Below are 23,143 nucleotides of genomic sequence, written 5' to 3'. Positions count from 1 at the left end.
AGCGTCCGAGGCGAGGAGCTGAGACACGATGCGAGCACGCACCTGGGCCATGACTGCGATGGTGGGACTGACCATGGCACTTCTGCCGGCCGTCGGGAACCTTCCGACGCCCGCGCACGCGGCGGGCCAACTGTCGATGGCCGTCACGGGCTCATCCTGGTTCTACCCGGAGTTCGACCCAGACGTCAGGCGCTATGCCGTGCATCCCGCCGACGACGGCACGATCCACGTCGACGTGACGGGCTCCGAGCACGTGTGGTTCAACGGCGTCCCGGACCCCGACGGGTCGGCCGACTTCACCAGCGTCCGGCCCGGCGACGAGATCTCGGTCTTCACCGACGACGGAGCCGGCAATCGCCGCGCCTTCGCTCTCTATGTCCTGCCGGCCGCCTTTCCCAAGCTGTCCGCATCCCGGACTGCGGCCGCCCTCGCCCCCGGCAACATCGCTGTCAACCTGAACAGATTCGACGCTGGCTCACCGCGCTATGACGCAATCCTCGACCGGCACGGCGTCCCTGTTCACACGTTCGAGCACCACCAGCGCGCTCTCGACTTCAAGATGGCCCGCAGCGGCGACTTCACCGTGCACAGGCCGACCACGAGTCCTGGCCGCAGCGGCTACGCGCTCGTGGTGCTGGACGACCAGTTCCGCGAGACCCGGCGGATCGAGACCACCGGTCTCGTCCAGACCGACGACCACGACTCAGTCCTCGAGCGCGACGGGTCTCGCTGGCTGACGGCCTACGAGCCGAACGCCCAGACCGGTCTCGAGGACTCGATCATCCAGCACGTCACGCCAGATGGTCAGGTGGACTTCGAGTGGTCGAGTGCGCCATACGCCGCCGAGACGGTCACCCCCACCGACCCTGACTACGCACACATCAACTCCATCGACGTCCAGCCCAACGGCGACGTGCTGGCGTCCTTCCGACACCTGAGCTCGGTCTTCCTCATCGCCAGCCGCGCGCACGACGGCCACCAGCCGGGTGACGTCATCTGGAAGCTCGGCGGACGAGACAGCGACTTCACCTTCCCGTCCGGCGACGGCGGCCCCTGTGCGCAGCACTCGGCATCGATCCTGCCCAACGGCAACGTGCTGATGTTCGACAACGGATCCACCGAGTTCTTCGGCAGGCTGTGCGTGGACCCCGCTGCTCCGGCGGGTCCTCCCGTGTCCCGTCAGACGACCCGCGTGGTCGAGTTCAAGCTGTCCGGCACAGCCGCGGAGCCCGTACGCACCTACGGACCCAGCGGTCGCTTCTCGTGGTTCATGGGCTCAGCTGCCCGCGTCGCGAACGGCAACGTGCTCATCGGTTGGTCGGCCGACGGTACGGCCATGACGTCAGAGACCGACGCGTCCGGTGAGATCATCTGGAGCCTCACCGACGAACGCTTCTCCGAAGGAGGACAGCAGCCGCGGCACTACATCAGCTATCGCGCCGCATTGGTGCCTGAGCGCGACGGGTTCGACCCCGAGGTCACCTTGGACGGTCCCGTCGACGGGCTGTCGGTCCCACAGGGGGCCGAGGTGCCGGTGTCGTTCGCCTGCGAGGACCGCGGCGGCTCGACGCTCCAGACCTGCGTCGGACCGGCGGGACGACGGCTCGACACCACAACCCCCGGCCACCACACCTGGCAGGTGGTGGCCCGGGACGGTTCGGGCCGCCGGACCACCGTCACGCGCACGTACACCGTGGTGGCACCGGCACCGGCACCGACACCGGCAATCCCGGCAGTCCCGCCAGTCCCGCCAGTCCCGGCCGTGCCTCCGACGCTTGCGGGCCCACGGCCCGATCTGGCGGTACGCCCGGCACGCGGGTCGTGGGTGGGCTCCCGGGCCTACTCCCCGACTCGCCAGGTGGCCAAGGTGGACCTTCCCCGTGCCCCGGGCACGCGTGTCGTCGTGCTGCGTCTGACCAACCGCGGCGAGACGCGTGGCCGTCTCTGGCTGCGCGGCTCCGACACCGTCGCGAACGGTGCCGTCGTCGTGAGCTACCGCTCGGACGGCAAGGACCGGACCCGCGCAGTGTCCCGCGGTTGGCGCACTCCGGCGCTGGCGCCCGGCCAAAGTGTCCGCATCAGGGCACAGATCACCGCTGTAGGCCCCGGTGCGGACCGGTGGACGTTGGCGTTGAGATCCGGCGGCAGTGGTCTGAGAGACCTCGTCCTGCTGGTCCCTCGAGGCTGAGCTCCAGTGTGACGTACGCCGCACCGCAGTGAATCCCGCGCCTGAAACGGCCCGCTCATCTCAGCATGTGGCGGCCCGTCTCTCATCTTGAGATTTCGTCTTGTGGACATGCTGTCCGAGAGTTGAGACTCCTTGACATGACTCTTGCTGTGACGTCCAAGTTCCTCGTGGTTCGACGCCACGTGGACTTCGGTCGTACGCGCAGCTCGATGTGTTGGCATCGCTGATCCGCCGCCCAGCCACCCCGCACCTCACCGCGCTCATCGTCGCGCGCGGCCCTCAGCGAAGAAGGACACGAACACCGTGACCGCCACCCCCGCCACCCCCGCCGCACCCGTCGACACCCCGGCCGGAACCCCGGCCGACGCTCAGGCCAAGCCCGTGCGCCGCAAGCGCGGCGAGGGCCAGTGGGCTCTGGGCTACAGCGAGCCGTTGAACAAGAACGAGCAGTCCAAGAAGGACGACAACCCCCTCAACGTCCGGGCCCGCATCGAGAACATCTATTCCAAGCGCGGCTTCGACTCCATCGACCCAGCCGATCTGCGCGGTCGCTTCCGCTGGATGGGCCTCTACACGCAGCGCGCCCCCGGCTTCGACGGCGGCAAGACCGCGATGCTCGAGGAGGAAGAGCTCGACGACCGGTTCTTCATGATGCGCGTGCGCACGGACGGCCAGATCCTCGGTGCTGAACAGCTTCGTGCCCTGGGCGAGACCTCGACGACGTACGCCCGGAACACCGCGGACATCACCGACCGCAACAACATCCAGTACCACTGGGTTCGCGTCGAGGACGTCCCGGCGATCTGGGAGCGCCTCGAGGGCGTCGGCCTCATCACGATCGAGGCCTGTGGCGACTCCCCGCGCCCGTTCCTCGGCTCCCCCGTCGCCGGCATCGCCCGGGACGAGATCATCGACGGATCCTCCGCCCTGGCCGAGATCAAGCGCCGGGCCATCAACAACCCGGAGTACTCCAACCTTCCGCGCAAGTTCAAGACCGCGCTGACAGGGCACCCGAGCCACGACGTGGCTCCTGAGGTCAACGACGTGTCCTTCGTCGGCACGGTGCACCCCGAGCTCGGCCCCGGCTTCGACATGTGGGTCGGCGGTGGGCTGTCCACCAACCCGATGCTTGCGCAGAAGCTCGGTGTGTGGATCCCACTGGACGAGGTGCCGGACGCCTGGGAGGGGGTCGCCTCGATCTTCCGCGACTACGGCTACCGCCGCCTGCGCTCCAAGGCTCGCCTGAAGTTCCTCGTCGCCGACTGGGGCCTGGCGAAGTTCCGGGAGGTGCTCGAGACCGAGTACCTCCACCGCGTTCTCGTCGACAACCCGTCCCCCGCGACCCCCGTCGCGCAGGGCGACCACATCGGCATCCACGAGCAGAAGGACGGCAAGTTCTTCGTCGGCGCCGCACCGGTCGTCGGCCGGATCGACGGTACGACCCTGACCCGCCTCGGCGACCTCGTGGCGAGGTACGGCGCACTCGGTGCCCGCCTGACCGCCTACCAGAAGCTGGTGGTGCTCGGGGTCGACGCCGGCGACACCGAGGCCTTCGCCGATGACCTGGAGACGATCGGTCTCACCGCGCGTCCGAGCAACTGGCGCCGGAACACGATGGCCTGCACCGGCATCGAGTTCTGCAAGCTCGCGATCGTCGACACCAAGGAACGCTCCCGCAAGCTCGTGACTGAGCTCGAGAAGCGCTTCCCCGACCTCGACACCGCGATCACGGTCAACGTGAACGGCTGCCCCAACGCGTGCGCCAGGACCCAGGTGGCAGACATCGGCCTCAAGGGTCAGCTCGTCATGGACGAGGACGGCAACCAGGTCGAGGGCTTCCAGGTGCACCTCGGTGGCGCCCTGGGGCTCCAGGCCAACTTCGGCCGCAAGCTGCGTGCCCACAAGATCACCAGTGCCGGCCTGGACGACTACATCACCCACGTGGTCAACGGCTACCTCGCCGACCGCGTCGAGGGCGAGAGCTTCGCGACCTGGGCAGCCCGGGCCGACGAGGTCCACCTGCGCGGGGAAGCGGACTGACATGAGCGAACGCGCTGCAGCACAGCACTGCCCCTACTGCGCGGACACGAACCTGTGGCCGCTGGAGGAGGGGTGGGAGTGCCGTTCCTGCCTGCGTGCCTTCAGCGTGAAGTACCTCGGCCTGGTCCGATCCAACGCGTCCCCGGCATCATCGGGGGACGAGCAATGAGTCTCTCCACCCAAGCGGCCCGCGACTTCAAGGGCACCCACACGGCGGGGCGTACTCCCGAGGAACTGCGCGAGCTGGTCTCCCACGTCGGTGCCGAACTCGAGCTCGCACCGGCCGAGAACATCATCGAATGGGCGGCTGCGACCTTTGGTGAGCGCTTCTGCGTGACCTCCTCGATGGGCGACGCCGTGCTCGCGCACCTCGCCGCCAAGGTCGCTCCCGGCCTGGACGTCGTCTTCCTCGACACGGGATATCACTTCGCGGAGACGATCGGGACCCGGGACGCTGTCGAGGCGACACTCCCGGTCAACCTGATCACCATCACGCCGGTCCAGAGCGTCGCCGAGCAGGATGCGGCGTACGGCAAGGACCTCTACAAGACCGATCCTGACCTGTGCTGCAAGCTGCGCAAGGTCCAGCCCCTGGCCGAGTCACTGGCCGGCTACGACGCCTGGGCAACCGGGCTTCGCCGCGCCGAGACCCACAACCGCGTGATCGCGCCCGTCGTCGGCTGGGACGCCCGCAAGGGCAAGGTCAAGGTCTCCCCCCTCGCGCGATGGAGTGACGAGCAGATCGACACCTACATCGCGGACAACGGCGTGCTCGTCAATCCGCTGGTCTACGACAACTACCCCAGCATCGGGTGCTGGCCGTGCACGCGGCGCGTGGCTCCCGGTGACGACCCGCGCAGCGGTCGCTGGGCCGGCACGACCAAGACCGAGTGCGGTATCCACTGATGACTTTCCTCGACCCCAACGACAACGACGTCGACCTGTTCCCCACCACCCGAGATGGGAGGCCTCTCTGATGGCCGCTCCTGCACTGGTTGCCCTGGCTCACGGAAGCCGGGATCCTCGTTCGGCCACAACGATCAAGGCCCTCGTGGCCGAGGTCAAGGCCATGCGCCCCGACCTGCGCGTCGAGACCGCGTTCCTGGACCTGTCCAAGCCGTCGTTCGACACGGTGGTCGACCGCCTGGTCAAGGCCGGGTTCGACGAGATCGTGGTCGTGCCCCTGCTGCTCACCGAGGCCTTCCACGCGAAGGTCGACGTCCCGGAGGCTGTCGCCGCAGCGACCGCACGGCACAAGAACCTCAGGATCCGGGCCACCCGGGTGCTCGGCATGGAGACGGCGTTCCTCGAGGTGCTCGACGTGCGCCTGCGCGAGGCACTCAAGGAGGCCCGGGTGCGTGAGCTCGACGCGCTCGTCCTTGCCGCTGCCGGCTCGTCGGACCCGCTGGCCAACCAGGCCGTGGCGAGGCTTGCACGCACATGGGGCACTCGCCACAAGCTGCCCGTCACGGCTGCCTTCGCCTCCGCGGCTCCTCCCGCTGCCGGTGAGGCCGTCCGGGCTTTCCGGGCAGAAGGTCGTCGCCACATCGCGGTCGCGTCGTTCTTCCTCGCACCCGGGTTCCTGGGCGACCGGGCCGCCGAGCTCGCCCTCGAGGCCGGCGCCGTCGCCGTGTCCGCACCGCTCGGCGCGCACCCGGAGGTGGCCCGTGTGGTGCTGGCCCGCTACGCCGTCGGTGCAGTGGAGCTCGTGCCGGTCTAGACCTCGCACTGGTGCTACCACCATCCCCGGCCGGGCGGCCCTCCGGCCGTGACGGTGCCGACAACAGCGGCTTCTACATCTTGGCCAGGTCGGCTGCTGCCGGCGAGGTGCTGATCCGGTACGTCTGGGCCTACAAGGCTCCCTGAGCCCTGGCCGCGCAGGGCTCACGTCCTCGCGACGAGACAGCTCGCTCGACCTTCCGGGTGGGGTCCCGACGACGTCGGGTCCCCACGCGGATCTCGTCCCCACAAGGCTCCTTGGGCTTCAGCCCACCAGCCGCTCGAGCAGCCGCTCGAGCTGCCGGGCCGGGTCTGCGGTCAAGCCGCCGTGGACCGGTCCGGGCTGGAGCACCGTGCTCCTCGGCGCCTTGAGGAAACCGAAACGCTGCCCCAGGGACTGCGCCGAGGCGGCTCCCCCGCGCTCCTCACCTCGGCACACCGCTTCGACGAATCGCAGCGCGGAGCGAACGGCGTCCACGTCCAGTCCGGGGTCGAGCGCGTGCAGCCGAGCGGGATCGCATCGCCATACGGAGTCGAGGAAGTCGCGCGACTGGCAGTGGACGACGACCCCGACGTTGATGAACTCCTCGCGCTCGGGCCTCGGCACGCAACGCAGGACGACGTATTGGTAGGCGATCCGACTCACGACGATGCACCCGGCAGCCAGGCTCGGGTGGCCAGGCGGGCGCTGAGGAACTCGACGTACGCCGCACGCAGCTCGGGCGGCGTCGACGCACCCGGCACCGACTCGAGCCAAACGCCTGGGACCTGCTCGAGGACAGCGATGAAGACGTCCCGGTCGAGCAACCCACCGATCCGCTGGTCGACGGACGGGAGGTCGCCCACGCGGTCCTTCATGACGTGCTCGCTGATGTCCCAGGGCTGTTGGGCGAAGCGATCCGGGTCGGTCACGCCACCTGCCCACCCGTGGTGGAAGTACAGGGAGGCGCCGTGGTCGATCACCCAGAGATCGCCGTGCCACACCAGCAGGTTGGGGTTCTTCCAGGATCGGTCGACATTGGCCGTGAAGGAGTCCAGCCAGAGCACCGCAGCGGCCTCGTCGGGATCCGTCGTCGAGTCCGTGTCGAAGCCGAAGGCGCCCGGGAGGAAGTCGACACCGAGGTTGAGGCCGCGGCTGGCATTGAGGAGGTCCTGGACCTCCTCGTCCGCTTCGTAGCGAGCGATCTCGGGATGCAACCTGAGCGCCACCAGGCGAGGGGTGCGCAGGCCGATGCGCCGCGCGAGCTCGCTGACGATGACTTCGGCAACCAGCACCTTGAGACCCTGTCCAGCGCCGCGGAACTTGCAGACGTAGGTGCCTAGGTCTTCGGCCTCCACGATGCCGGGAAGGCTCCCACCTTCGCGGAGGGGCGTGACGTAACGCGTCACGTCGACCGTCGAGATCACGCCGGCGGAGTCTCGTCGAACATCCGTTGCTTCTGGGCCTCGACGTCGAAGTCGGCGAGGGGCCACTGCAGGTCCATGCCGCGCAATGTCGCGAGCAGGAGCTCGGCGACCGCGAGATTACGGAACCACTTCTTGTCGGAGGGGATGACGTGCCAGCGCGCGAGGTCGGTGTTGGTGCGCTCGAGCGCGATCTCGTAGGCATTCTGATACTTCGACCAGTGCGCTCGCTCGTCGAGGTCGCCGGGGTTGTACTTGTAGTGCTTCTCCGGCTTGTCCAGACGCGCCTTCAGACGCTCCTTCTGCTTCTCGGGACTGATGTGGAGCATGCACTTGATGATCGTGGTGCCCTCGGCGGCCAGTCCTGCTTCGAAGTCGTTGATGGCGTCGTAGCGGCGCTCGATCTCCTCCGGCTCCGCGTAGCCGCGGACCTTGGCGATCAGCACGTCCTCGTAGTGCGATCGGTCGAAGACTCCGACGTAGCCCGCTTCGGGCAGCCCTTTCTTGATGCGCCAGAGGAAGTCGTGCTTCAGCTCAGCGTCCGTCGGCGCCTTGAAGCTCGTGATGCGCACACCTTGGGGATCGATCAGACCCACGGCGTGGCGAAGCACGCCGCCCTTGCCGGAGGTGTCCATGCCTTGGAGCACCAACAGGATCCGGCGCCGCGAACCGGACGTCCCCTCCGCCCACAATCGCTCCTGCAGGCCGGCAAGGTCGTCAGCAATCTCGGCCAGGGCAGCCTTGCCGTCGGACTTCGTCCCCGAGAACCCGGGAGCGGCGTCCGTCTCGATGGTCGTCAGATCAACGGGGCCGATGGGAAGGCGGACGGTCTCGGCGATCGCATCGGTCATGGGCACATCATGGCGCACAACCACCTGCGCCTCGCGTCAGTCGGCCGCGCTGCCCAGCACATTCTTGAGTGTGGTCCACATGCCCAGGACGGCGAAACCGAAGAAGAACGCCATGTCCTTGCCGTACGCCTTGAGGACTTCGCCGTCGAAGATCGACGTCCGCACGAACTCACCCTTGCCCATGCCCATGCCGATCTGATCAGCAGGCATGCCTGCCGTGACGTCGTCGTACGCCAGCGCAGCGTCGTAGCCCACGAGCAGGAAGAAGGTCGCGACGACTCCGGTGACCACCAGCAGGATCAGCGGAACAACGCCCCGACGCGGGGGCGCACCGGCCGCCACGCCGTAGAGGAAGGTGGCCCCGGCGGCCATGATAAAGCTGGTGATCGAGGCGATGAAACCGAAGTTCCACAGGGCCAGGGTGACGCCCGCGCCAACCAGGAGGCCGACGAGTGCGGCCGCCAAGCCCAGGACGACCCGCTCGCGCCGCGGAGTGGCGAGTTGGACTTGGTCGTCGACCACGCTGCCCGGCGACTGTTCGGGGGTCGGGTACTGACTGTCCGCGTCCGGTTCCCCGGTCTGTTCCGGTGGTGAAGCAGGCTGGCTCATGATGTTTTCCCCCTTGTGGCGGGTCGGTCGATCCGCCCCGGAGGGATATTAGGCGAAAGCGGGGCCAAGTGTCGGCAATTCGTCGGACGGGTCCAGTCGTGTCGTCATGGGGTCGCCACGCCCAACACCCGGCTGACGTCGAGGCTCCAGCCGACAACCGTGTCGACAGCCCCGTCGCTGCGCGGCTCGTCGAACCACACGCCGCGCTCGAACCCGAGCTTCTCGAGCATGCGCAGGCTGGCCGCGTTGCGGTGGTCGGGAGCAGCGAAGTAGCACCTGGCGTCGGGCAGCCGGTGCTCAATCTTGAGCATCCAGGCCCACAGGATCCTGACGCCCAGACCACGACCGACCCACTCAGATTCACCGATGGCGTAGTCGACGCCGATCGCTTCCGGGTCCGGGGCGAGCAGCGCGTAGTCCGGGTAGTCACTCAGGCGATAGTCCTGGACGAATCCCACCGACCGGCCGTTCACCTCCGCAACCCACATGCGGGTCGGAGTGGTGCCGTCGATCCTCTCGCCGTATTTCTCGGTGACTCCCTCGAGCGTTGGCTCGCCCTCGTCGGACCACCACCGCTGGACGTGTGGTTGCTGGCGCCACCGGGCGACTTGGGGCAGGTCACCTCGGGTCATGGCCCGCAGGCTTACGACCCGGTCGTGCTCGATGGCGAACTGCTTGACGTCGCCGCTGAGGTCGACGGCAACGGGCTCACCGCTCAGGGCACCGGCGGTGCGCTCCGCAGCCGCGCGCCAGGACTCACCGTCTCGCACCACCCCGACGAGCTGGTGGTCGCCCTGGGTGACGACCAGCCGGACGCTCATGTCCTTGGCATCGGTCGAGGCAAGCACCTGGCGAACCCCCGAGACCTCCGGCATCCCCCGAGCCTAGAGCTACTCGCCGGCGAACGCATCGGGGTGCAGGTCGAGCTGCTCCTCACCGTGCTGCCGCAGCTCTTCCTTGACGATGGCGAACGCCATGGCGCCGCCGTAGCCCTTGCGCGCGAGCAGACCGACCAGGCGCCGGGTGGCCTTGTGCTGGTCGACCCCCGCCAGCGAGCGCAGCTTCTTGCGGACCAGGATCCGTGCTGCCGCCTCCTCGTCGCCGGGATCGATCTCGTCCAGCGCCTCGCGGGCCACGTCGTCCACGATGCCCTTGCGCCGGAGTTCTTGGGCCAGGGCGCGACGAGCCAGGCCCTTCCCGGGCTGGCGAGAAGCGATCCACGCGCGGGCGAAGGCCTCGTCGTCGATCAGACCGACCTCCTCGAACCGGTCGAGCAACCTCTCGGCGAGCTCAGCAGGGACGTCCTTCTTCGCCAGCTTGTCCGCCAGCTCCTTGCGCGATCTGGCTTGACCGGTCAACGCATCGAGCAGGATCTTGCGGGCCACCGACTCGGGGTCGGCCGGCGGGCCCTGGGACTCGACGTCGGGAGGTGCGGGGGCCCGACTGGTCGGGCGCTCTTCGGACATGCTCGCAACGCGATCGCGGGACCGGCTGGAGCGACGTCCGGACCGGCGGCTCGGAACCCGCTCGAAGGGTTCCCCCGGATCGTCGGAGTCCGGGGTCCCGGACTTCGACAACCTCGACGACCTCGTCCACGCCTCGACACCGACGTGGACGTCACCCGCCCACGCCGGCGCCGGACGGTCCTCGCCTGCTGCTCGAGCCGCCCGCCCGGGCCGCTCAGAAGTCATTCACACCGATGGGCTCATCCGACAGGTCGTCAGCCGGAGCGTCGACGGACGGCCCGACACCGAGCTTTTCGAGAATCTTCTTCTCCAGCTCGTTGGCCAGGTCCGGGTTGTCCTTGAGGAACGTGCGGGCGTTCTCCTTGCCCTGGCCGAGCTGGTCGCCCTCGTAGGTGTACCAAGCGCCGGCCTTGCGGACGAGTCCGGCCTCGACGCCGACGTCGATCAGGCCGCCTTCGCGACTGATTCCCTTGCCGTACATGATGTCGAACTCGGCCTGCTTGAACGGCGGCGCGACCTTGTTCTTCACGACCTTGACGCGGGTGCGGTTGCCGACCATGTCGGTGCCGTCCTTCAGCGTCTCGATGCGGCGCACGTCGAGACGAACCGATGAGTAGAACTTCAGCGCCTTGCCACCGGTCGTGGTCTCGGGCGAGCCGAACATGACGCCGATCTTCTCGCGCAGCTGGTTGATGAAGATCATCGTGGTGCCGGAGTTGCTCAGGGCACCGGTCATCTTGCGCAGTGCCTGGCTCATCAGTCGGGCCTGGAGGCCGACGTGGCTGTCGCCCATCTCGCCCTCGATCTCGGCCCGGGGCACGAGTGCGGCCACCGAGTCGATGACGACCAGCGACAAGGCGCCGGAGCGGACGAGCATGTCGGCGATCTCGAGCGCCTGCTCACCGGAGTCGGGCTGCGAGACGAGCAGGGCGTCGGTGTCGACGCCGAGTGCCTTGGCGTAGTCGGGGTCGAGCGCGTGCTCGGCGTCGATGAAGGCCACGATGCCGCCGGCGCGCTGGGCGTTGGCCACCGCGTGCAGGGCGACCGTGGTCTTGCCCGAGGACTCCGGACCGTAGATCTCCACGACGCGGCCGCGGGGAAGCCCCCCGAGACCGAGCGCAACGTCGAGCGCGATGGAGCCGGTGGGGATCACCTCCAGCGGAGCACGGATCTCGTCGCCCAGTCGCATGACCGAGCCCTTGCCGAACGACTTCTCGATGTTGGCGAGCGCTGCATCCAGCGCCTTCTCGCGGTCTCCACCGGCCATGTGCGTGTCCTTCTCTACGTGTCGGATGTCAGGTACGTCGGCGACGCTAGAGCGAGCCACCGACACCCGAAGGTCACAGCCTGATCAGCTGCTTGATCTGTGGAGAACCTCAGCCCTGCGTCGTACCTGTGGACACAATGTAGCCCGAACACCTGTTCGACGCGCCGTATGATCGCGGCGTGTCGAACATCCGCCAAGATGTGGTCCGGCACAACGTCCAGGCACACCACACTCGGGGGGAATCAGTCGTTCCTGCTTCCAGCACCGAGGCCAAGGTGCCCGACCTCGACCCCGGCCGCTACGTGTTCCGGGTCAAAGCAGTCAGCCGCGGTGGTGCGGGCCCGTGGGCACGCAGCATCGCGGTCTACGTCGAGTGATCGAGCTGCCGTCCCGGGTCCGCGGCTGAGCCCTGCGCGTCGCGTCGCGTCGCAATGCCAGCCGCGACCACGGCCGCCCCCAGCAGGGCGGCAAAGGCCGCGAGCACGGGGTAGCCGAAGCCCTGCACGATGACGCCCGCGAGCGCACCACCGCCGGCTGCCATGAGCGACATGACCATGTCCGACGACCCTTGTACGTCGGTGCGCGCGCTCAGCGGTGTCCGGTCGGCGATGATCGTCGAGGCGGCGACGGTCGAGAAGGACCACCCCAGGCCGAGCAGGAACAGGCCGGCGAAGATCTGCCACGAGCTGCCCTCGGGCGCGAACCCGCACAGCACGAGCGAGACGAGCAACGTCAGACCTCCGGCGACGAGGACTGGCGGGCGCCCCCACTTGTCGGCCGCGAGGCCGACGAGCGGCGAGAACGCGAACATCCCGAGCACGTGCAGCGAGATGACGAAGCCGATGACCTCCAGGTGCGCTCCACCGTGCTCCATGTGGAGGGGCGTCATGATCATCACCGTCACCATGGACGCGTGGGCACACGCCATGCCGACCACGGCGGCACCCACTGCAGGCACCTCGCGCACGGTGGTGGTGAAGCGCGACCACGACCGGGTCGGTGTATCGCTGGGCTCGACGGGCGCGGCCGCCTGGGCCAGCAGGAGGGGATCTGGCCGGAGCAGCACACCGATCCAAGCAGCCGCAGCGACGAGCGCCACCGCGCCGATCGCGAAGCCCCCGGTCAGCTCGGGGATGCCCATCGCGTTGGCCAGGCCCGCGCCCACTCCGGTCAGGTTCGGCCCGGCAACCGCTCCGATGGTGGTGGCCCAGACGACCACGGACAGGGCGCGGGCGCGCGACTCCTCGGGCGCCAGGTCGGTGGCGGCATAGCGTGACCCGCTGTTCGTTGCGGTGGTCGCACCCAGCAGCACCGCCCCCAGCAGCAGCACCAGCATCGAGTCGACCACGCCCGCGACCACGGCCAGGGTGGCACCCACTGCGCCCAGCAGATATCCCGTCACGAGGCCGACCCGGCGACCGTGCCGGCGCATCAGCCGCGAGAGCAGGACGGCCGCGCCGGCCGTGCCCAGCACCTGGAAGGTCTGGGCCAGCCCGGCCATGCTCTCGCTGCCCGAGATGTCGCGGGCGAGGAGCGAAGCGGTGGCCACTCCGATCGTCACGCCCACCGCACCGACGGCCTGCGAGACCACCAGCGTACGGATCGTCCGCACCTGGACCCGGTCGAGGTCCACGGCACTCGGAGCAATGGACGCCGTCACGGGGGCATCTTGTCAGGCGACCCCGCCGTCGTCGGGAAGGAGGACCACGAAGCGGCAACCGGGGTCGTGGTTGGCGACCGTCACCTGGCCGCCGTGTGCCTCGACGATGCCCTTGACGATCGCGAGTCCGAGACCCGCCTGTCCGAGCTGGTGGGGGTCGTCGCGGTCCGGCGTGCGTGCTGAGCTTCCCTGCCAGCCCACGTCGAAGACCCGTCGTAGGTCTTCGCCGGACAGGCCCCCGCAGCCATCACTCACGATCAGCTCGATGCCACCGGAGTTCGCTCGGCCCAGGATCTCGACCGCCCCGTCGGCCGGAGTGTGCCGGACGGCGTTGTCGACGAGGTTGGTCACCACGCGGGACAGCCCGCCGGGGTCGGCCTGCAGGACAAGTCCCGGATCAACCTGCCCGCCGAGTCGGACCCGGCCGGCCCGCGCCTCCCGATCGGCGCCGGCGATGGCCTCGCTCACCACGTCCGCCAAGGCGACCGCCTCCACATTGAGGGGAAGCACGCCGGCATGGATACGCGAGAGCTCGAACAAGTCGTCCACGAGTCGAACCATCCGCTCCACGTCGCGCCGGATCAGGCTCAGGTAACGCGCAGGGTCGTCGACGAGACCGTCCTCGAGCGCCTCGGTCATGGCGCGCATCCCCGCCAGCGGCGTGCGTAGATCATGAGAGACCCACGAGACGAGCTCGCGGCGCGACTCCTCGAGGCGTCGCTCACGCTCGCGCGACTCCGCCAGCTTGCGGCTGGTCAGGGTCAGCTCGGTGGAGACGTCGCGGAACTCGGCAGGTCCCGCGCCCCGCGACTCCACGTGGCCGTCGTCGCCAAGTCGGCGGGCGTCGTGGGCCAGCGACCGCGACCACCGTGCCGTGGCGCTGCCGAGCACCAGGGCGACAGTCGCGGCGACGAGGCCGGCCACGAGGCACACCCACAGCACGACCGCGAAGTCGTGAGCAGAGAGGAACATCGCCCGGGCCGTGCCGATGACCCCGGCGACCACTGCCAGCACCGCGGTGAGTGCGATGGTGACCGACTGCCACCGCAGGGAGGCCGAGCGCACGAGCCAGGCGGCAACGAGGCCGACGAGGGCCACCCCGCCCGACCAGGCAAGAGCAATCATCACCACCGCGACGTCGTCACTCATGGGCTGGCTCCCAGCGATAGCCGACGCCCCACACCGTGACCAGGCGCACGGGCTGCGCTGGGTCCGTCTCCACCTTCTCGCGGAGGCGTCGGACGTGGACCGTGACGGTCGACTGGTCACCGAAGGACCAGCCCCACACGTGTTGCAGGAGCTCGTCGCGGGAGAACGCCGCTCCCGGGCGGGCGACCAGGAAGGCCAGCAGGTCGAACTCGCGGCCGGTCAGCGCCAGCACCTGACCGCCGAGGGTGGCCTCGTGCCGTCCGGTGTCGACGACGAGGTCGCCGTCGAGGAGGCGCGCGGCGGGGGTGGCCCGCTCGGCGGCTCGCCGGAGCAGTCCCTCGACCCGCAGCACGAGCTCCCGCGGACTGAACGGCTTGGTGACGTAGTCATCAGCTCCTCGCTCCAGCCCGACGACCCGGTCGGTCTCCGACCCCAATGCGCTGAGCATGATCACCAGGACGTCACTGCTCCGGGTGAGCTGGCGGCACACCTCGAGCCCGTCGATGCCGGGAAGCATCAGATCGAGCACGACCAGGTCGAAACCCGCCTCCGATGCGGCGACGAGCGCAGCCTCCCCGTCACCGACGTCGACCACTTCGTGACCCGCTCGGCACAGATAGGACACGACTACTTCGCGCACGGTGGTGTCGTCGTCAACGACCAGGACCCGAGCCATCACCCTCCCCCACGTCGGCGGTCGTGTTCACGCAGTCACCGGCGCGGTGCCGAAGGCGACGTTGAAGCGGTCACACCAGATCACCACGGACCGCATGGCACGCAGGTCGATGTCGGCAGGGACCTCGTAGTTGTGGTTGCCGTGGGTGGCCTTGAGCAGTCCGAGAGCGGCGTAGCGGCCGTCGTCGTACGAGCCCCATTCCCCTCCGCTGGGCTGGTCGCTCAGCCACACGTGCAGGTCGGGTCCGTCTGAGCTTGCCAGCCCTTCGAGGCGTACGAAGCGACGCCCGTCGGCGAGCTCGATCAGGCGGACCGAGCCCGACGTCGCGTGCTCGGCATCCTCGAAGCGCCCGGTTGCCAGTACCTTGTCCCGGGGGGTCGGGGACGGATCGCCACTCGCGGGCGTCGTCGTGGGGGAATCGCGTGGCTCGCTCACGGGCGCGGCCTGGTCGATCTCGCTGCTGGTGACCAGTCGCCAGGGTTGGAACGCCCACAACGCCACGCCCACGAGCACCACCGCTGCAGTCAGCGTCGCGAGGATGATCTTCGATCTGCTCATGCTGGCACCGTAGTCAGTCGGGCACTGCTGCCGGAACGGCTCGGGGTTCCCCGTCACAGATCTGTAAGGATCAGCGCTCGGTGGCCGGGAGGTCGAGCACATGCCAGACGGCCGCCCAGACCTCCTTGGGAGCCACTCCGGCGTCCAACGCCTCGACCGTGGTCCGGTTGTCGAGCTCCGTGAGCACGAACAGCTCGGCCCAGGTCCGCGACCGCGCCCGTCCGAGGGCATGGTCGAGCCGGGACCAGAACTCCGTGTGCCTCATGCGCGGACGTCGTGGACGTGGTGGACGATGTCGTGGAGGTGGTAGATCCCGAGCGTGGTCACGCTGAACTCGCTGCCGTTGGAGCGGGAGCCACGGCGCTGGGCCGCCTCCGGCGTCACCGTCGCATAGAGGCCGGCCACGTGTCCCGCGGCCTCGACCAGGTCGGCGTCCACCTCGGCTGGGTCCTGCTCGGCGTACGACGATGCAGTCGCGGTCGCGTCCTGGTCCCAGTTGGCGAAGCGCGGCTCGTCCTCGTCGAGCATCAGCTCCACGCGCTCCGCGAAGAGCCGGTGCACGTCGCGCACGTGACAGGCGTATTCGAGCGGCGACCACACGGCCGGCGCCGGCCTCTCGCGCACGTCCGGTCGTAGGAGGACCTGCGACCACACCATCGCCGTGTCGTGCATCAGCTGCGGGAGGTCCGCCAACGTGTACGCCTGCGGGTCGAAACCGCACTCCGCGCACGGGCGCTCGAGGACCCAGGTCCAGTCCTTCGTGTCAGGGACGATCGGCTCAGACATGCAGCCATCCTCCCAGCGTGTCGACAGCGGGGGCCAACGGGTTCCTGCCAGCGACTTCTGCAATCACGCCAGCTTGACCCGGTCGGGCACCGCCTCAGGTCAGGAGCAGCGTGTCCAGCCGCCGGCGGACGACGTACAGGCCGACCAGACCCATCACGACGAGGTAGATCACCGAGACGACACTCGCCCAGCCTGCCTGCCCCAACGTCAGCTCACGGCACAGCACGACGCCGCGGTAGAGCGGGGTCGCCTCGACCACCCACCGCAACCAGCCGTCATAGGTCGTGATGGGGAAGAATGTCGCCGAGAACAAGAAGAGCGGGAGCTGCAGCAGGGTGATCTTGTCGAAGTCCTGCCACGAGGTCATCCAGGTCGTCGCGGCCATGCACACAGCCGAGAAGGCGAAGCCGATCAGCAGTGCCGCGGGCAGTGCCAGGACGGCAGTCCACGAGTGCAGCATCCCCATCGCCCACATGAGCAGCAGGAAGGCCGCCGAATAGCTGGACCCACGGAGCTGGCCCCAGATGATCTCGCCGCGCGCAATGTCGGCGGTGGTGAGTGGTGTGGCAAGCATCTGGTCGTAGAGCTTGTCGTACTTGAGCTTGAAGAAGACGTTGTACGTCGAGTCCATCAGCGCACCGTTGAAGGCGCTGACTGCCAACATCGCCGGTGCCACGAACTCGGCGTACGGGACTGCACGCCCGTTGACCTCGAACGTCTCGATCAGCTGACCGACGCCGATGCCGATGGAGAAGAGGAAGAACACCGGCTCGAGGAAGCCGGTCAGGAAGAGCTTCCATGCCTGTCGATAGACGATGTAGCTGCGGGTCACCAGCAGCCACGCCGCGCGCACTGGTCCGAGCGGCGGGTGGACGGGGTGGGTGAGCGCGGCCATCAGTCGGCCAACCGTCGTTGCAAACCTGACACCGACCAGAACCAGCCGACCGCGATCGTCACCACGAGCACGCTCGCGTTGAGCGCGGCCATCGACCAGTCGACGGTGTCCAGGCAGAACATGCGACTGAGGTTGACCCCGTGCCACAGGGGCGTCAGCCGGGCCACCCACTCCAGCCAGGGACCGAGGTTGGAGATGGGGAAGAACGCCCCGGAGAACAGCGTGAGCGGCAGGACACCGAGCCGGAACAGCACGCCGAACGCTGCCTCGCTCTTGATCCTCGTGCTGTAGCCGAAGACGAGCCCGGCGAAGGCCATGCCGACCAGCAGCTGCGCTGCGAAGGCGAGGAACGGCCCCCACCAGGACTCGAAGACACCGAAGGGGGCGAGCACGAGCATGAAGAGTCCGCAGGCGGTGGCCAGCCGGAACAGGACGAAGACGAGGTTGCCGGCGACCACGTGCCGTGGCTCGAGTGGCGTGGCGATCATCGAGTAGTAGGTGCGGTGCCACTTGAGCGCACCCATCACCGGGTAGGTCGTCTCCCCCACCGCGATGGTCATCGCATGCGTCGCGACGAGGCCGGGCACGATGAACGCGAGGTAGGACGTGGCTCCCTCGAGCTTGGCGGGATCACCGTCGATGAACCCGCCGAGCAGCACGCCCATGGCGACGACGTAGAAGAGCGGGGAGACGAACGAGGTGATCACCCCGCCCTTCCAGGTGCGCTTGAAGACGGTCCACCAGTAGTCGGTCTGTCGCCGTGTGCCGGCGGCCAACGTCAGGCTCATCAGTCGACCAACGTCCGGCCGGTGAGCCTGAGGAAGACGTCCTCGAGGGTGCTGCGACGCACGAGCACGGCGATCGGGTCGAGGCCGCGTTCATGGGCCTTGGCGATGACCTCTTCGCCGTCCGAGCTGTAGACCAGGATGCGGTCGGGCAGCACCTCGAGCCGGCCGAGGTCCTCGATCTTGTCCGCGACGGCATGGTGGGGGTTGGTCTCGTCGGTGATGGCGAACCGGAGCTCGGTCACCTCCCGACTCGAGTGCTGCTCGATCAGCTGACGCGGCGATCCCTCGGCCGCGATCAGTCCCTTGTCCATCACCACCAGCCGGTCGCACAGCTGCTCGGCCTCGTCCATGTAGTGAGTGGTGATGACCAACGTGACGCCGGCCTGCTTGAGCCGGAAGAGCTGGTCCCACAGGACGTGTCGGGCCTGCGGGTCAAGACCGGTGGTCGGCTCGTCGAGCAGCAGGAGGTCGGGCCTGTTGACCAGGCTGCGAGCGATCGTGAGTCGTCGCTTCATCCCGCCCGAGAGGTCCTCCACCTTCGACTTCGCCTTGTCGGTCAACGACACGAACTCCAGCAGCTCGTCAACGCGGCTGTTGACCTCGCCCTTCGGTATGCCGAAGTAGCGACCGTAGATGTAGAGGTTGTCCCGGACGTTGAGCTCGTTGTCGAGGGTGTCCTCCTGGGGACACACGCCGAGCCGGGCACGAATGGCCGGCCCGTCCGTGGCGGGATCCAGGCCCAGGATCTCCAGCGTGCCGCCGCTGATCGGACTCACGCTGGCGATCATCCGCATCGTGCTCGACTTGCCCGCGCCGTTGGGTCCGAGGAACCCGAAGGCCTCGCCGCGGCGGACGTCGACGTCGATGCCCTTGACGGCCTCGAAGTCACCGAACGACTTGCGCAGTCCCCGGGCCAGGATCATCGATTCGCTCACGGGCGTCGACCCTAGGTGACGGCACCGACACTGACGAGCCGATACCTACTGGACCGGGGTCACTCGACGGGGCGTTCGCCCCACTCCTCGACGTACGACGCGTGCTCGCGACTGGTCTCCCGGAAGTCGTAGGGCAGCAGCTGGGCCATCGACCCGTCTGCCAGCTTGATCGAGATGTTGACCACCTCGACGGGCTGGACGCGGCTCTGCCACACGATGCGCGCCGCTTCACTGGCCAGGTCGCCCTCGCTCGGCTGCGAGCTGCGGAGCTCGATGTCGACCCCGGATCCGTTGGTGGGTGACTCGGGGATGAACTCCACCCGCTTCACCATCGTGATGCCGTCGAGGGCTTCGAGCTGGGTGCGGATGTCCGCGACCTCGCGCTCACAGGAACCGCAGCCAGCGACGTCCTCGGCGCCCGGGCCCGGGTCGGCGCAGGCCGACAGTGTCGAGATCGTCGACAGGAGGAGCGCGGCGAACAGGAGCAGTCGTGGTCTCATCGTCAGTCTCGTCCTCGGGTGATCTGGAAGGTGTCGACGCTGGTCACGCTGCCGTTGCCAAGGAACCCGTCGTTCTCCATCGCGGTGATCTGGCTCTGGATCGAGCCGTTGGTCGACGCGTCGGCTGCGGCCGCGCCGCTGACGTAGTGATCGATGTCGTGGTTGTCGGCAGTGTCGCTGCTTCCTTGGTCGAACTTGACCGTGGTGCGGTTCGGCTGGTCCGGGTTGTCCTCACCATCGAGCATCGGCACCGCGTCTCCGCGGTTCTCGAAGTGGATGGCGTGGGTCTGCGCCGGCAGGTCGGAGACCTGGGCGGTCGGCGCACCCGCGGTGATCACGTGCTTGACGTTGAACTCCTTCGCGAAGTCGGGATCCGCCGCCAGCGAGGTCGAGACCATGCCGCCCTGGGAGTGACCGACGAGCATGACGTCCTTTCCGCTGAGCCCGGCCTCGCGCATGGCTTCGGTGATGCCGTTGCCGTAGGCCGAGTCCAGGCCCCCTATCAGCTGGTAGTTGGTCTCCATGTCGCGAGCGTGCTCGCCGTCCTCCGGGATGGGTCCCATGTCGTCGGTGCCGGGGATGTAGACGATGTAGCGCTCCTCGCCGTCCTCGCCGATGATCTGCTGGATCTGGATGGCCCCGTGGTGGTCGGGCTCGGCGGTGTCGATGGCGTTGGTGTCGTTGAGGGATTGCATCACGTCTCTCAACGACGTCGGCGTCGCCGTCAGGTTGTCCGTGGGCACCACCCCGTCCAACCGATCGACGTCCGCCTCCGTGCTGTTGCCCAGCAACAGCGCCAGCAAGCGTGCGGCGTCGTTGGTGGTGGCACCGTCGATCGGGCCGTCGCCGGGGTTGAGATTCCCGATCGGCAGACCGAGCCCCTCCAGCAGTCCCCCGCCACTGTTGATCAGGTGCTGGGCCAGCTCGGGGTGGTCGTGCAGGATCTGCCCGAGGTTGGTCTGGAGGTCGCTGAGCAGCTTCTTCTGCTCCCCCGGCGAGAGCGTCTGGTAGTAGACGAAGCCGATCCCGCCCGCGGCCAGCAGGGCGGGGAGGGCAACGGGGAGCGAGACGCCGATGACCTTGCCCAGAGCGTTGTCGAGAGCCTCCATCGTCTGCCGACTCAATGAGTCGCTGGCCTGGAAGGCGGCGACGACGGCGCGTACGCCGAGCGCGTCGGCCTCGATGCCGAGAGCCCGGACCGTCAGCCCGTTGGCCCCGGTCGTGGCGTCGAGCAGCTGCATCTCGGCGTCCGCGAACGAGATCGGCGAGAGGATCGCCGACTCCAGGAGGTCACCGTTCGCCATGACCTTGGCACCCAGGCCTGCCATCTCGAGGAAGTCGAGGGCGCGGCTCTCGTACTTGTCGGCGAGCGCGAGCATCTGCTCGTAACCGGCCCGGACACCGTGCGACCCGCCCGAGACGGACTCGATGGGCGGGAGACTGGGATCGGTCATGACGTCAGTTCCGCAGCCAGCACGGCCAGGTCGCGCCCGAGGTCCTGCGGTCCCTTGCGCTCGATCCGCACCATGTTCCACCCGTCGCGCTTGAACGGAGTGAGGGACCGCCAGCCGTCGGGGAACAGCACCCATTCGATGATGCCGGCGCCGGGGCGTCCGCGTTGGCTGCGCGCGAGGACTGCCGCGTGGAGGCGCCCACGCGACATCCGCTCCAGAGCCACGTGCCACGTCCTGACGTCACTGTCGGCCGCCGGCACCAGGCTCTGGACCGAGTGGCCTGCGGTTGTCCGACCCGCGTAGTCGGCGACCAGCTGGTCGACGAGCTCGACGCGGTTGCGATCGACCGCTTCACCAGTCGCCAGCAGCAGCTCCCAGGGCGTCTCGATCGCGTCCGGAAGCGTGTCGGCAGGCTCGTCCGGAGGAGAGAACCTCTGGGGGTCCACCCAGGCCACCCGCCCCAGCTCCAACCACCAGTCGTCGACTGCGCACCACGTGAGCTCGAAGGTTCGGCCGTCGGCACTGGACAGGCACACCACCCAGGTGTCGAGGTTGCGATGCCAGCTGCGCGCCCGGACCCGGCCGTGCCGGGTCGCAAGGAGCATCTCGAGCTCGACCGCGAGGGCGGGCCTGTGCCATACATCGAGGACCGCACGACCGGTCTCGGTGGGCTCGCCATCGGCGACCAGGCCAGCGCCGGCCAGGACCGCGTCGAGATCGGGCTCCTCGTCGTGCTGAGCAGCATCGGCGTGCGGCTCCGGGCCGCCGTCCGGGGCGGTCGTCGGCGCTTCCCGATCAGCCAAGGTGCCGAGCCGGTCGCCCAGCGACTCGACGGACACACTGGTCGTGGCCATCTGGGCAGCGGGCGACTCGACACCGCCCAGGTCAGCCAGCCGGTCCAGCGCGCTCGCCGACAGCAGGACACGGCGCGGTGCGACGGCCTGCTCCTCCACCTCGAAGCCCTGGGCGTCCAGGGTCACGCGGCTCATCGGCACCCCGGCAGGCTCTCGGGAACGTCGAGCCAGTCCTTGTGCCCCTGGGGCGGCGGCGAGAAGGTCGCCAGCAGCTCGTCGACGGGATCAGGCAGCACCTTCTTGACCAGGTCGATCGCCTGGCCGGCGAGGTCGACCAGTCGTGACTTCGCGCCCTCGATCAGCCCGGAGACCTTGGCAGCGATGTCGGCGATCAGCTCCTTGAGCCGGTCGACCTCGGCGGCATGGTGGCGCAACGCCTCAGCGGCATCGTCGTGCTCGTCCGCGGTCCTGCGCAGGGCGAGGGAGCGCTCCGCCATCCGTTCACGCATCGCAGTGGCCGCCTGGCCGTCCCACACGACGAGCTCGGACGCCTGCATGAGCTCGTCGGCATCCGTGCGGATGTCACCGGCCTGCTCGGCCACCTGTTGTGCCAGTCTGCGGATGGTTGCTGTATTTCCGTACATGAGCACCTCCTGCGGTCACTGACACAGTGCCCACCCGAGCGGCGCCCAAACAGGGAGGGATCCGAGGCGGTGGTGGACTGTGCGCGCGAGGAGCCCGTCCGTGCGTGATTGTCTGCTGGCGGCTAGGCGGGGCTCAGCCCTTCCGCGACGACTTCTTGGTCGTACGCCGCTGCGAACCCCTCGCCGCGTCGGCAGCCTCCGTCTCGGTGTCGGCCCCCTCGGTCACCAGTCGACCTGCGGAGTTCTCCAGGTGCGCACGGACGAACCAGTGGAACTGCTCGAGGTCGCCGGTCTGGGAGATCAGCAGGTCCTCGCTCACCGGGTCGATCTCGCCGACGTCGTCGATCGCAGCGCGGTTGTCCTCGATCACTCCGGTGTAGACGAGGTCGAGGGCGCCGAGGTGTGCCTGGGCGGTGTCCCTCGTGAGCTCGTAGTCGTCCCACGAGCGTGCGGCCACGAGTGCCCCGGGGGTGCCGATCGGGGTCCCTCCCATGGTCGCGATCCGCTCTGCCAGGACGTCGGCGAAGCCACGGACCGCCTCGACCTGCGGATCGAGCATCTCGTGGACGCCGATGAAGTTGGGCCCGACGACGTTCCAGTGGACGTGCTTGAGCACGAGATGGAGGTCGGTGTAGGCGAAGAGTCGGTCCTGGAGGGCGGCGACGACGGTGGTGCTCTCCTTGGCGGTGAGCCCCGGCACGTGGAACGTCTGGGCGGGCGACTTCTTGGCAGTAGGCATGCCTTCGACACTAGGGATCCC

The 23,143-nt window shown here is 68.5% G+C and carries 28 protein-coding genes; 7 read left to right on the top strand and 21 right to left on the bottom strand.

The window, feature by feature from the left end; genetic code table 11:
* Positions 1-28: 28 nt before the first annotated feature.
* The 6 genes from VNJ48_RS10005 to VNJ48_RS09980 all read left to right on the top strand — a co-directional run bounded on the left by VNJ48_RS10005 (position 29) and on the right by VNJ48_RS09980 (position 6,094).
* Positions 29-2,188: an arylsulfotransferase family protein gene (locus tag VNJ48_RS10005; protein ID WP_325601630.1), complete on the top strand. Its 2,160-nt coding sequence runs from the start codon at positions 29-31 to the stop codon at positions 2,186-2,188.
* A 303-nt stretch (positions 2,189-2,491) separates the two neighbouring features.
* A complete protein-coding gene (locus VNJ48_RS10000) occupies positions 2,492-4,228 on the top strand; it encodes a nitrite/sulfite reductase (RefSeq protein WP_414689937.1) in 1,737 nt (578 codons plus the stop codon).
* A gap of 1 nt (position 4,229) precedes the next feature.
* Complete coding sequence (locus VNJ48_RS09995) at positions 4,230-4,397, top strand: hypothetical protein (RefSeq protein WP_325601628.1); 168 nt, start codon at positions 4,230-4,232, stop codon at positions 4,395-4,397.
* On the top strand, positions 4,394-5,134 hold the full coding sequence (locus VNJ48_RS09990; RefSeq protein ID WP_325601626.1) for a phosphoadenylyl-sulfate reductase: 741 nt from the start codon (positions 4,394-4,396) through the stop codon (positions 5,132-5,134). Before VNJ48_RS09995 ends, VNJ48_RS09990 begins: the two co-directional genes overlap by 4 nt.
* Positions 5,135-5,204: 70 nt before the next feature.
* Entirely contained in the window at positions 5,205-5,948 is a 744-nt protein-coding gene (locus tag VNJ48_RS09985) for a sirohydrochlorin chelatase (protein WP_325601624.1), read from the top strand.
* An 11-nt stretch (positions 5,949-5,959) separates the two neighbouring features.
* On the top strand, positions 5,960-6,094 hold the full coding sequence (locus VNJ48_RS09980) for a hypothetical protein (protein WP_325601622.1): 135 nt from the start codon (positions 5,960-5,962) through the stop codon (positions 6,092-6,094).
* A gap of 118 nt (positions 6,095-6,212) precedes the next feature.
* On the opposite strand, the gene VNJ48_RS09975 is transcribed toward VNJ48_RS09980, so the two are convergent.
* The 7 genes from VNJ48_RS09975 to recA all read right to left on the bottom strand — a co-directional run bounded on the left by VNJ48_RS09975 (position 6,213) and on the right by recA (position 11,544).
* On the bottom strand, positions 6,213-6,593 hold the full coding sequence (locus tag VNJ48_RS09975) for a DUF3037 domain-containing protein (RefSeq protein WP_325601620.1): 381 nt from the start codon (positions 6,591-6,593) through the stop codon (positions 6,213-6,215).
* Entirely contained in the window at positions 6,590-7,354 is a 765-nt protein-coding gene (locus VNJ48_RS09970; RefSeq protein WP_325601618.1) for a HipA family kinase, read from the bottom strand. The genes VNJ48_RS09975 and VNJ48_RS09970 overlap by 4 nt, the downstream gene beginning before the upstream one ends.
* The gene (locus VNJ48_RS09965) at positions 7,351-8,202 is read right to left on the bottom strand and encodes a PPK2 family polyphosphate kinase (protein ID WP_325601616.1); all 852 of its coding nucleotides are present in this window, start codon (positions 8,200-8,202) and stop codon (positions 7,351-7,353) included. The genes VNJ48_RS09970 and VNJ48_RS09965 overlap by 4 nt, the downstream gene beginning before the upstream one ends.
* 36 nt (positions 8,203-8,238) lie before the next feature.
* On the bottom strand, positions 8,239-8,811 hold the full coding sequence (locus VNJ48_RS09960) for a hypothetical protein (protein WP_325601614.1): 573 nt from the start codon (positions 8,809-8,811) through the stop codon (positions 8,239-8,241).
* A 104-nt stretch (positions 8,812-8,915) separates the two neighbouring features.
* On the bottom strand, positions 8,916-9,686 hold the full coding sequence (locus tag VNJ48_RS09955) for a GNAT family N-acetyltransferase (protein WP_325601612.1): 771 nt from the start codon (positions 9,684-9,686) through the stop codon (positions 8,916-8,918).
* A gap of 15 nt (positions 9,687-9,701) precedes the next feature.
* Complete coding sequence (locus VNJ48_RS09950) at positions 9,702-10,277, bottom strand: regulatory protein RecX (RefSeq protein ID WP_325601610.1); 576 nt, start codon at positions 10,275-10,277, stop codon at positions 9,702-9,704.
* Positions 10,278-10,491: 214 nt separating this feature from the next.
* Positions 10,492-11,544, bottom strand: a complete 1,053-nt coding sequence (recA, locus tag VNJ48_RS09945) for a recombinase RecA (protein WP_325601608.1) — start codon at positions 11,542-11,544, stop codon at positions 10,492-10,494.
* 179 nt (positions 11,545-11,723) lie between these two features.
* Between recA and VNJ48_RS09940 the strand changes: the two genes are divergently transcribed.
* Positions 11,724-11,921: a fibronectin type III domain-containing protein gene (locus VNJ48_RS09940; protein WP_325601606.1), complete on the top strand. Its 198-nt coding sequence runs from the start codon at positions 11,724-11,726 to the stop codon at positions 11,919-11,921.
* Here VNJ48_RS09940 and VNJ48_RS09935 read toward each other — a convergent pair.
* The 14 genes from VNJ48_RS09935 to VNJ48_RS09870 form a co-directional block, all read right to left on the bottom strand.
* Complete coding sequence (locus VNJ48_RS09935; protein WP_325601604.1) at positions 11,909-13,204, bottom strand: MFS transporter; 1,296 nt, start codon at positions 13,202-13,204, stop codon at positions 11,909-11,911. The two genes, VNJ48_RS09940 and VNJ48_RS09935, sit on opposite strands and share 13 nt — an antisense overlap.
* 12 nt (positions 13,205-13,216) lie before the next feature.
* Positions 13,217-14,353, bottom strand: coding sequence for a HAMP domain-containing sensor histidine kinase (locus VNJ48_RS09930; protein WP_325601602.1), 1,137 nt, complete (start codon positions 14,351-14,353; stop codon positions 13,217-13,219).
* On the bottom strand, positions 14,346-15,029 hold the full coding sequence (locus VNJ48_RS09925) for a response regulator transcription factor (RefSeq protein WP_325601600.1): 684 nt from the start codon (positions 15,027-15,029) through the stop codon (positions 14,346-14,348). Before VNJ48_RS09925 ends, VNJ48_RS09930 begins: the two co-directional genes overlap by 8 nt.
* 27 nt (positions 15,030-15,056) lie before the next feature.
* Positions 15,057-15,587 carry a DM13 domain-containing protein gene (locus VNJ48_RS09920; protein WP_325601598.1) on the bottom strand — a complete coding sequence of 177 codons (531 nt, stop codon included), beginning with the start codon at positions 15,585-15,587 and terminating at the stop codon, positions 15,057-15,059.
* A gap of 70 nt (positions 15,588-15,657) precedes the next feature.
* Positions 15,658-15,852, bottom strand: coding sequence for a DUF3046 domain-containing protein (locus VNJ48_RS09915; RefSeq protein ID WP_325601596.1), 195 nt, complete (start codon positions 15,850-15,852; stop codon positions 15,658-15,660).
* On the bottom strand, positions 15,849-16,373 hold the full coding sequence (locus VNJ48_RS09910; RefSeq protein ID WP_325601594.1) for a DinB family protein: 525 nt from the start codon (positions 16,371-16,373) through the stop codon (positions 15,849-15,851). The genes VNJ48_RS09915 and VNJ48_RS09910 overlap by 4 nt, the downstream gene beginning before the upstream one ends.
* A 94-nt stretch (positions 16,374-16,467) precedes the next feature.
* Complete coding sequence (locus VNJ48_RS09905) at positions 16,468-17,268, bottom strand: ABC transporter permease (RefSeq protein ID WP_325601592.1); 801 nt, start codon at positions 17,266-17,268, stop codon at positions 16,468-16,470.
* Positions 17,268-18,056: an ABC transporter permease gene (locus VNJ48_RS09900; protein ID WP_325601590.1), complete on the bottom strand. Its 789-nt coding sequence runs from the start codon at positions 18,054-18,056 to the stop codon at positions 17,268-17,270. Before VNJ48_RS09900 ends, VNJ48_RS09905 begins: the two co-directional genes overlap by 1 nt.
* Positions 18,056-18,979 (bottom strand): ABC transporter ATP-binding protein, encoded by a 924-nt coding sequence (locus tag VNJ48_RS09895; protein WP_325601754.1) that lies wholly within the window; start codon positions 18,977-18,979, stop codon positions 18,056-18,058. Before VNJ48_RS09895 ends, VNJ48_RS09900 begins: the two co-directional genes overlap by 1 nt.
* Positions 18,980-19,050: 71 nt before the next feature.
* Positions 19,051-19,491 carry a hypothetical protein gene (locus VNJ48_RS09890; protein WP_325601588.1) on the bottom strand — a complete coding sequence of 147 codons (441 nt, stop codon included), beginning with the start codon at positions 19,489-19,491 and terminating at the stop codon, positions 19,051-19,053.
* A gap of 2 nt (positions 19,492-19,493) precedes the next feature.
* Positions 19,494-20,945 (bottom strand): hypothetical protein, encoded by a 1,452-nt coding sequence (locus tag VNJ48_RS09885; RefSeq protein WP_325601586.1) that lies wholly within the window; start codon positions 20,943-20,945, stop codon positions 19,494-19,496.
* Complete coding sequence (locus VNJ48_RS09880) at positions 20,942-21,934, bottom strand: hypothetical protein (RefSeq protein ID WP_325601584.1); 993 nt, start codon at positions 21,932-21,934, stop codon at positions 20,942-20,944. Before VNJ48_RS09880 ends, VNJ48_RS09885 begins: the two co-directional genes overlap by 4 nt.
* Positions 21,931-22,341 (bottom strand): hypothetical protein, encoded by a 411-nt coding sequence (locus tag VNJ48_RS09875; protein ID WP_325601582.1) that lies wholly within the window; start codon positions 22,339-22,341, stop codon positions 21,931-21,933. The genes VNJ48_RS09880 and VNJ48_RS09875 overlap by 4 nt, the downstream gene beginning before the upstream one ends.
* A gap of 175 nt (positions 22,342-22,516) precedes the next feature.
* The gene (locus VNJ48_RS09870; protein ID WP_325601580.1) at positions 22,517-23,122 is read right to left on the bottom strand and encodes a DNA starvation/stationary phase protection protein; all 606 of its coding nucleotides are present in this window, start codon (positions 23,120-23,122) and stop codon (positions 22,517-22,519) included.
* Between the last annotated feature and the right edge of the window lie 21 nt (positions 23,123-23,143).

The sequence above is a fragment of the Nocardioides sp. genome (assembly GCF_035576065.1).
Lineage (GTDB): Bacteria > Actinomycetota > Actinomycetes > Propionibacteriales > Nocardioidaceae > Nocardioides.
This window is presented reverse-complemented; position numbering and strand designations above follow the sequence as displayed.

Coding starts and splice junctions, on each gene's coding strand:
- VNJ48_RS09925 (WP_325601600.1), bottom strand. CDS start 15,029: ATGGCTCGGGTCCTGGTCGTTGACGACGACACCACCGTGCGCGAAGTA.
- VNJ48_RS09995 (WP_325601628.1), top strand. CDS start 4,230: ATGAGCGAACGCGCTGCAGCACAGCACTGCCCCTACTGCGCGGACACG.
- VNJ48_RS10005 (WP_325601630.1), top strand. CDS start 29: ATGCGAGCACGCACCTGGGCCATGACTGCGATGGTGGGACTGACCATG.
- VNJ48_RS09990 (WP_325601626.1), top strand. CDS start 4,394: ATGAGTCTCTCCACCCAAGCGGCCCGCGACTTCAAGGGCACCCACACG.
- VNJ48_RS09910 (WP_325601594.1), bottom strand. CDS start 16,373: ATGTCTGAGCCGATCGTCCCTGACACGAAGGACTGGACCTGGGTCCTC.
- VNJ48_RS09895 (WP_325601754.1), bottom strand. CDS start 18,979: ATGATCCTGGCCCGGGGACTGCGCAAGTCGTTCGGTGACTTCGAGGCC.
- VNJ48_RS09930 (WP_325601602.1), bottom strand. CDS start 14,353: ATGAGTGACGACGTCGCGGTGGTGATGATTGCTCTTGCCTGGTCGGGC.
- VNJ48_RS09920 (WP_325601598.1), bottom strand. CDS start 15,587: ATGAGCAGATCGAAGATCATCCTCGCGACGCTGACTGCAGCGGTGGTG.
- VNJ48_RS09955 (WP_325601612.1), bottom strand. CDS start 9,686: ATGCCGGAGGTCTCGGGGGTTCGCCAGGTGCTTGCCTCGACCGATGCC.
- VNJ48_RS09985 (WP_325601624.1), top strand. CDS start 5,205: ATGGCCGCTCCTGCACTGGTTGCCCTGGCTCACGGAAGCCGGGATCCT.
- VNJ48_RS09950 (WP_325601610.1), bottom strand. CDS start 10,277: ATGTCCGAAGAGCGCCCGACCAGTCGGGCCCCCGCACCTCCCGACGTC.
- VNJ48_RS09960 (WP_325601614.1), bottom strand. CDS start 8,811: ATGAGCCAGCCTGCTTCACCACCGGAACAGACCGGGGAACCGGACGCG.
- recA (WP_325601608.1), bottom strand. CDS start 11,544: ATGGCCGGTGGAGACCGCGAGAAGGCGCTGGATGCAGCGCTCGCCAAC.
- VNJ48_RS09915 (WP_325601596.1), bottom strand. CDS start 15,852: ATGAGGCACACGGAGTTCTGGTCCCGGCTCGACCATGCCCTCGGACGG.
- VNJ48_RS09890 (WP_325601588.1), bottom strand. CDS start 19,491: ATGAGACCACGACTGCTCCTGTTCGCCGCGCTCCTCCTGTCGACGATC.
- VNJ48_RS09885 (WP_325601586.1), bottom strand. CDS start 20,945: ATGACCGATCCCAGTCTCCCGCCCATCGAGTCCGTCTCGGGCGGGTCG.
- VNJ48_RS09900 (WP_325601590.1), bottom strand. CDS start 18,056: ATGAGCCTGACGTTGGCCGCCGGCACACGGCGACAGACCGACTACTGG.
- VNJ48_RS09905 (WP_325601592.1), bottom strand. CDS start 17,268: ATGGCCGCGCTCACCCACCCCGTCCACCCGCCGCTCGGACCAGTGCGC.
- VNJ48_RS09880 (WP_325601584.1), bottom strand. CDS start 21,934: ATGAGCCGCGTGACCCTGGACGCCCAGGGCTTCGAGGTGGAGGAGCAG.
- VNJ48_RS09870 (WP_325601580.1), bottom strand. CDS start 23,122: ATGCCTACTGCCAAGAAGTCGCCCGCCCAGACGTTCCACGTGCCGGGG.
- VNJ48_RS09965 (WP_325601616.1), bottom strand. CDS start 8,202: ATGACCGATGCGATCGCCGAGACCGTCCGCCTTCCCATCGGCCCCGTT.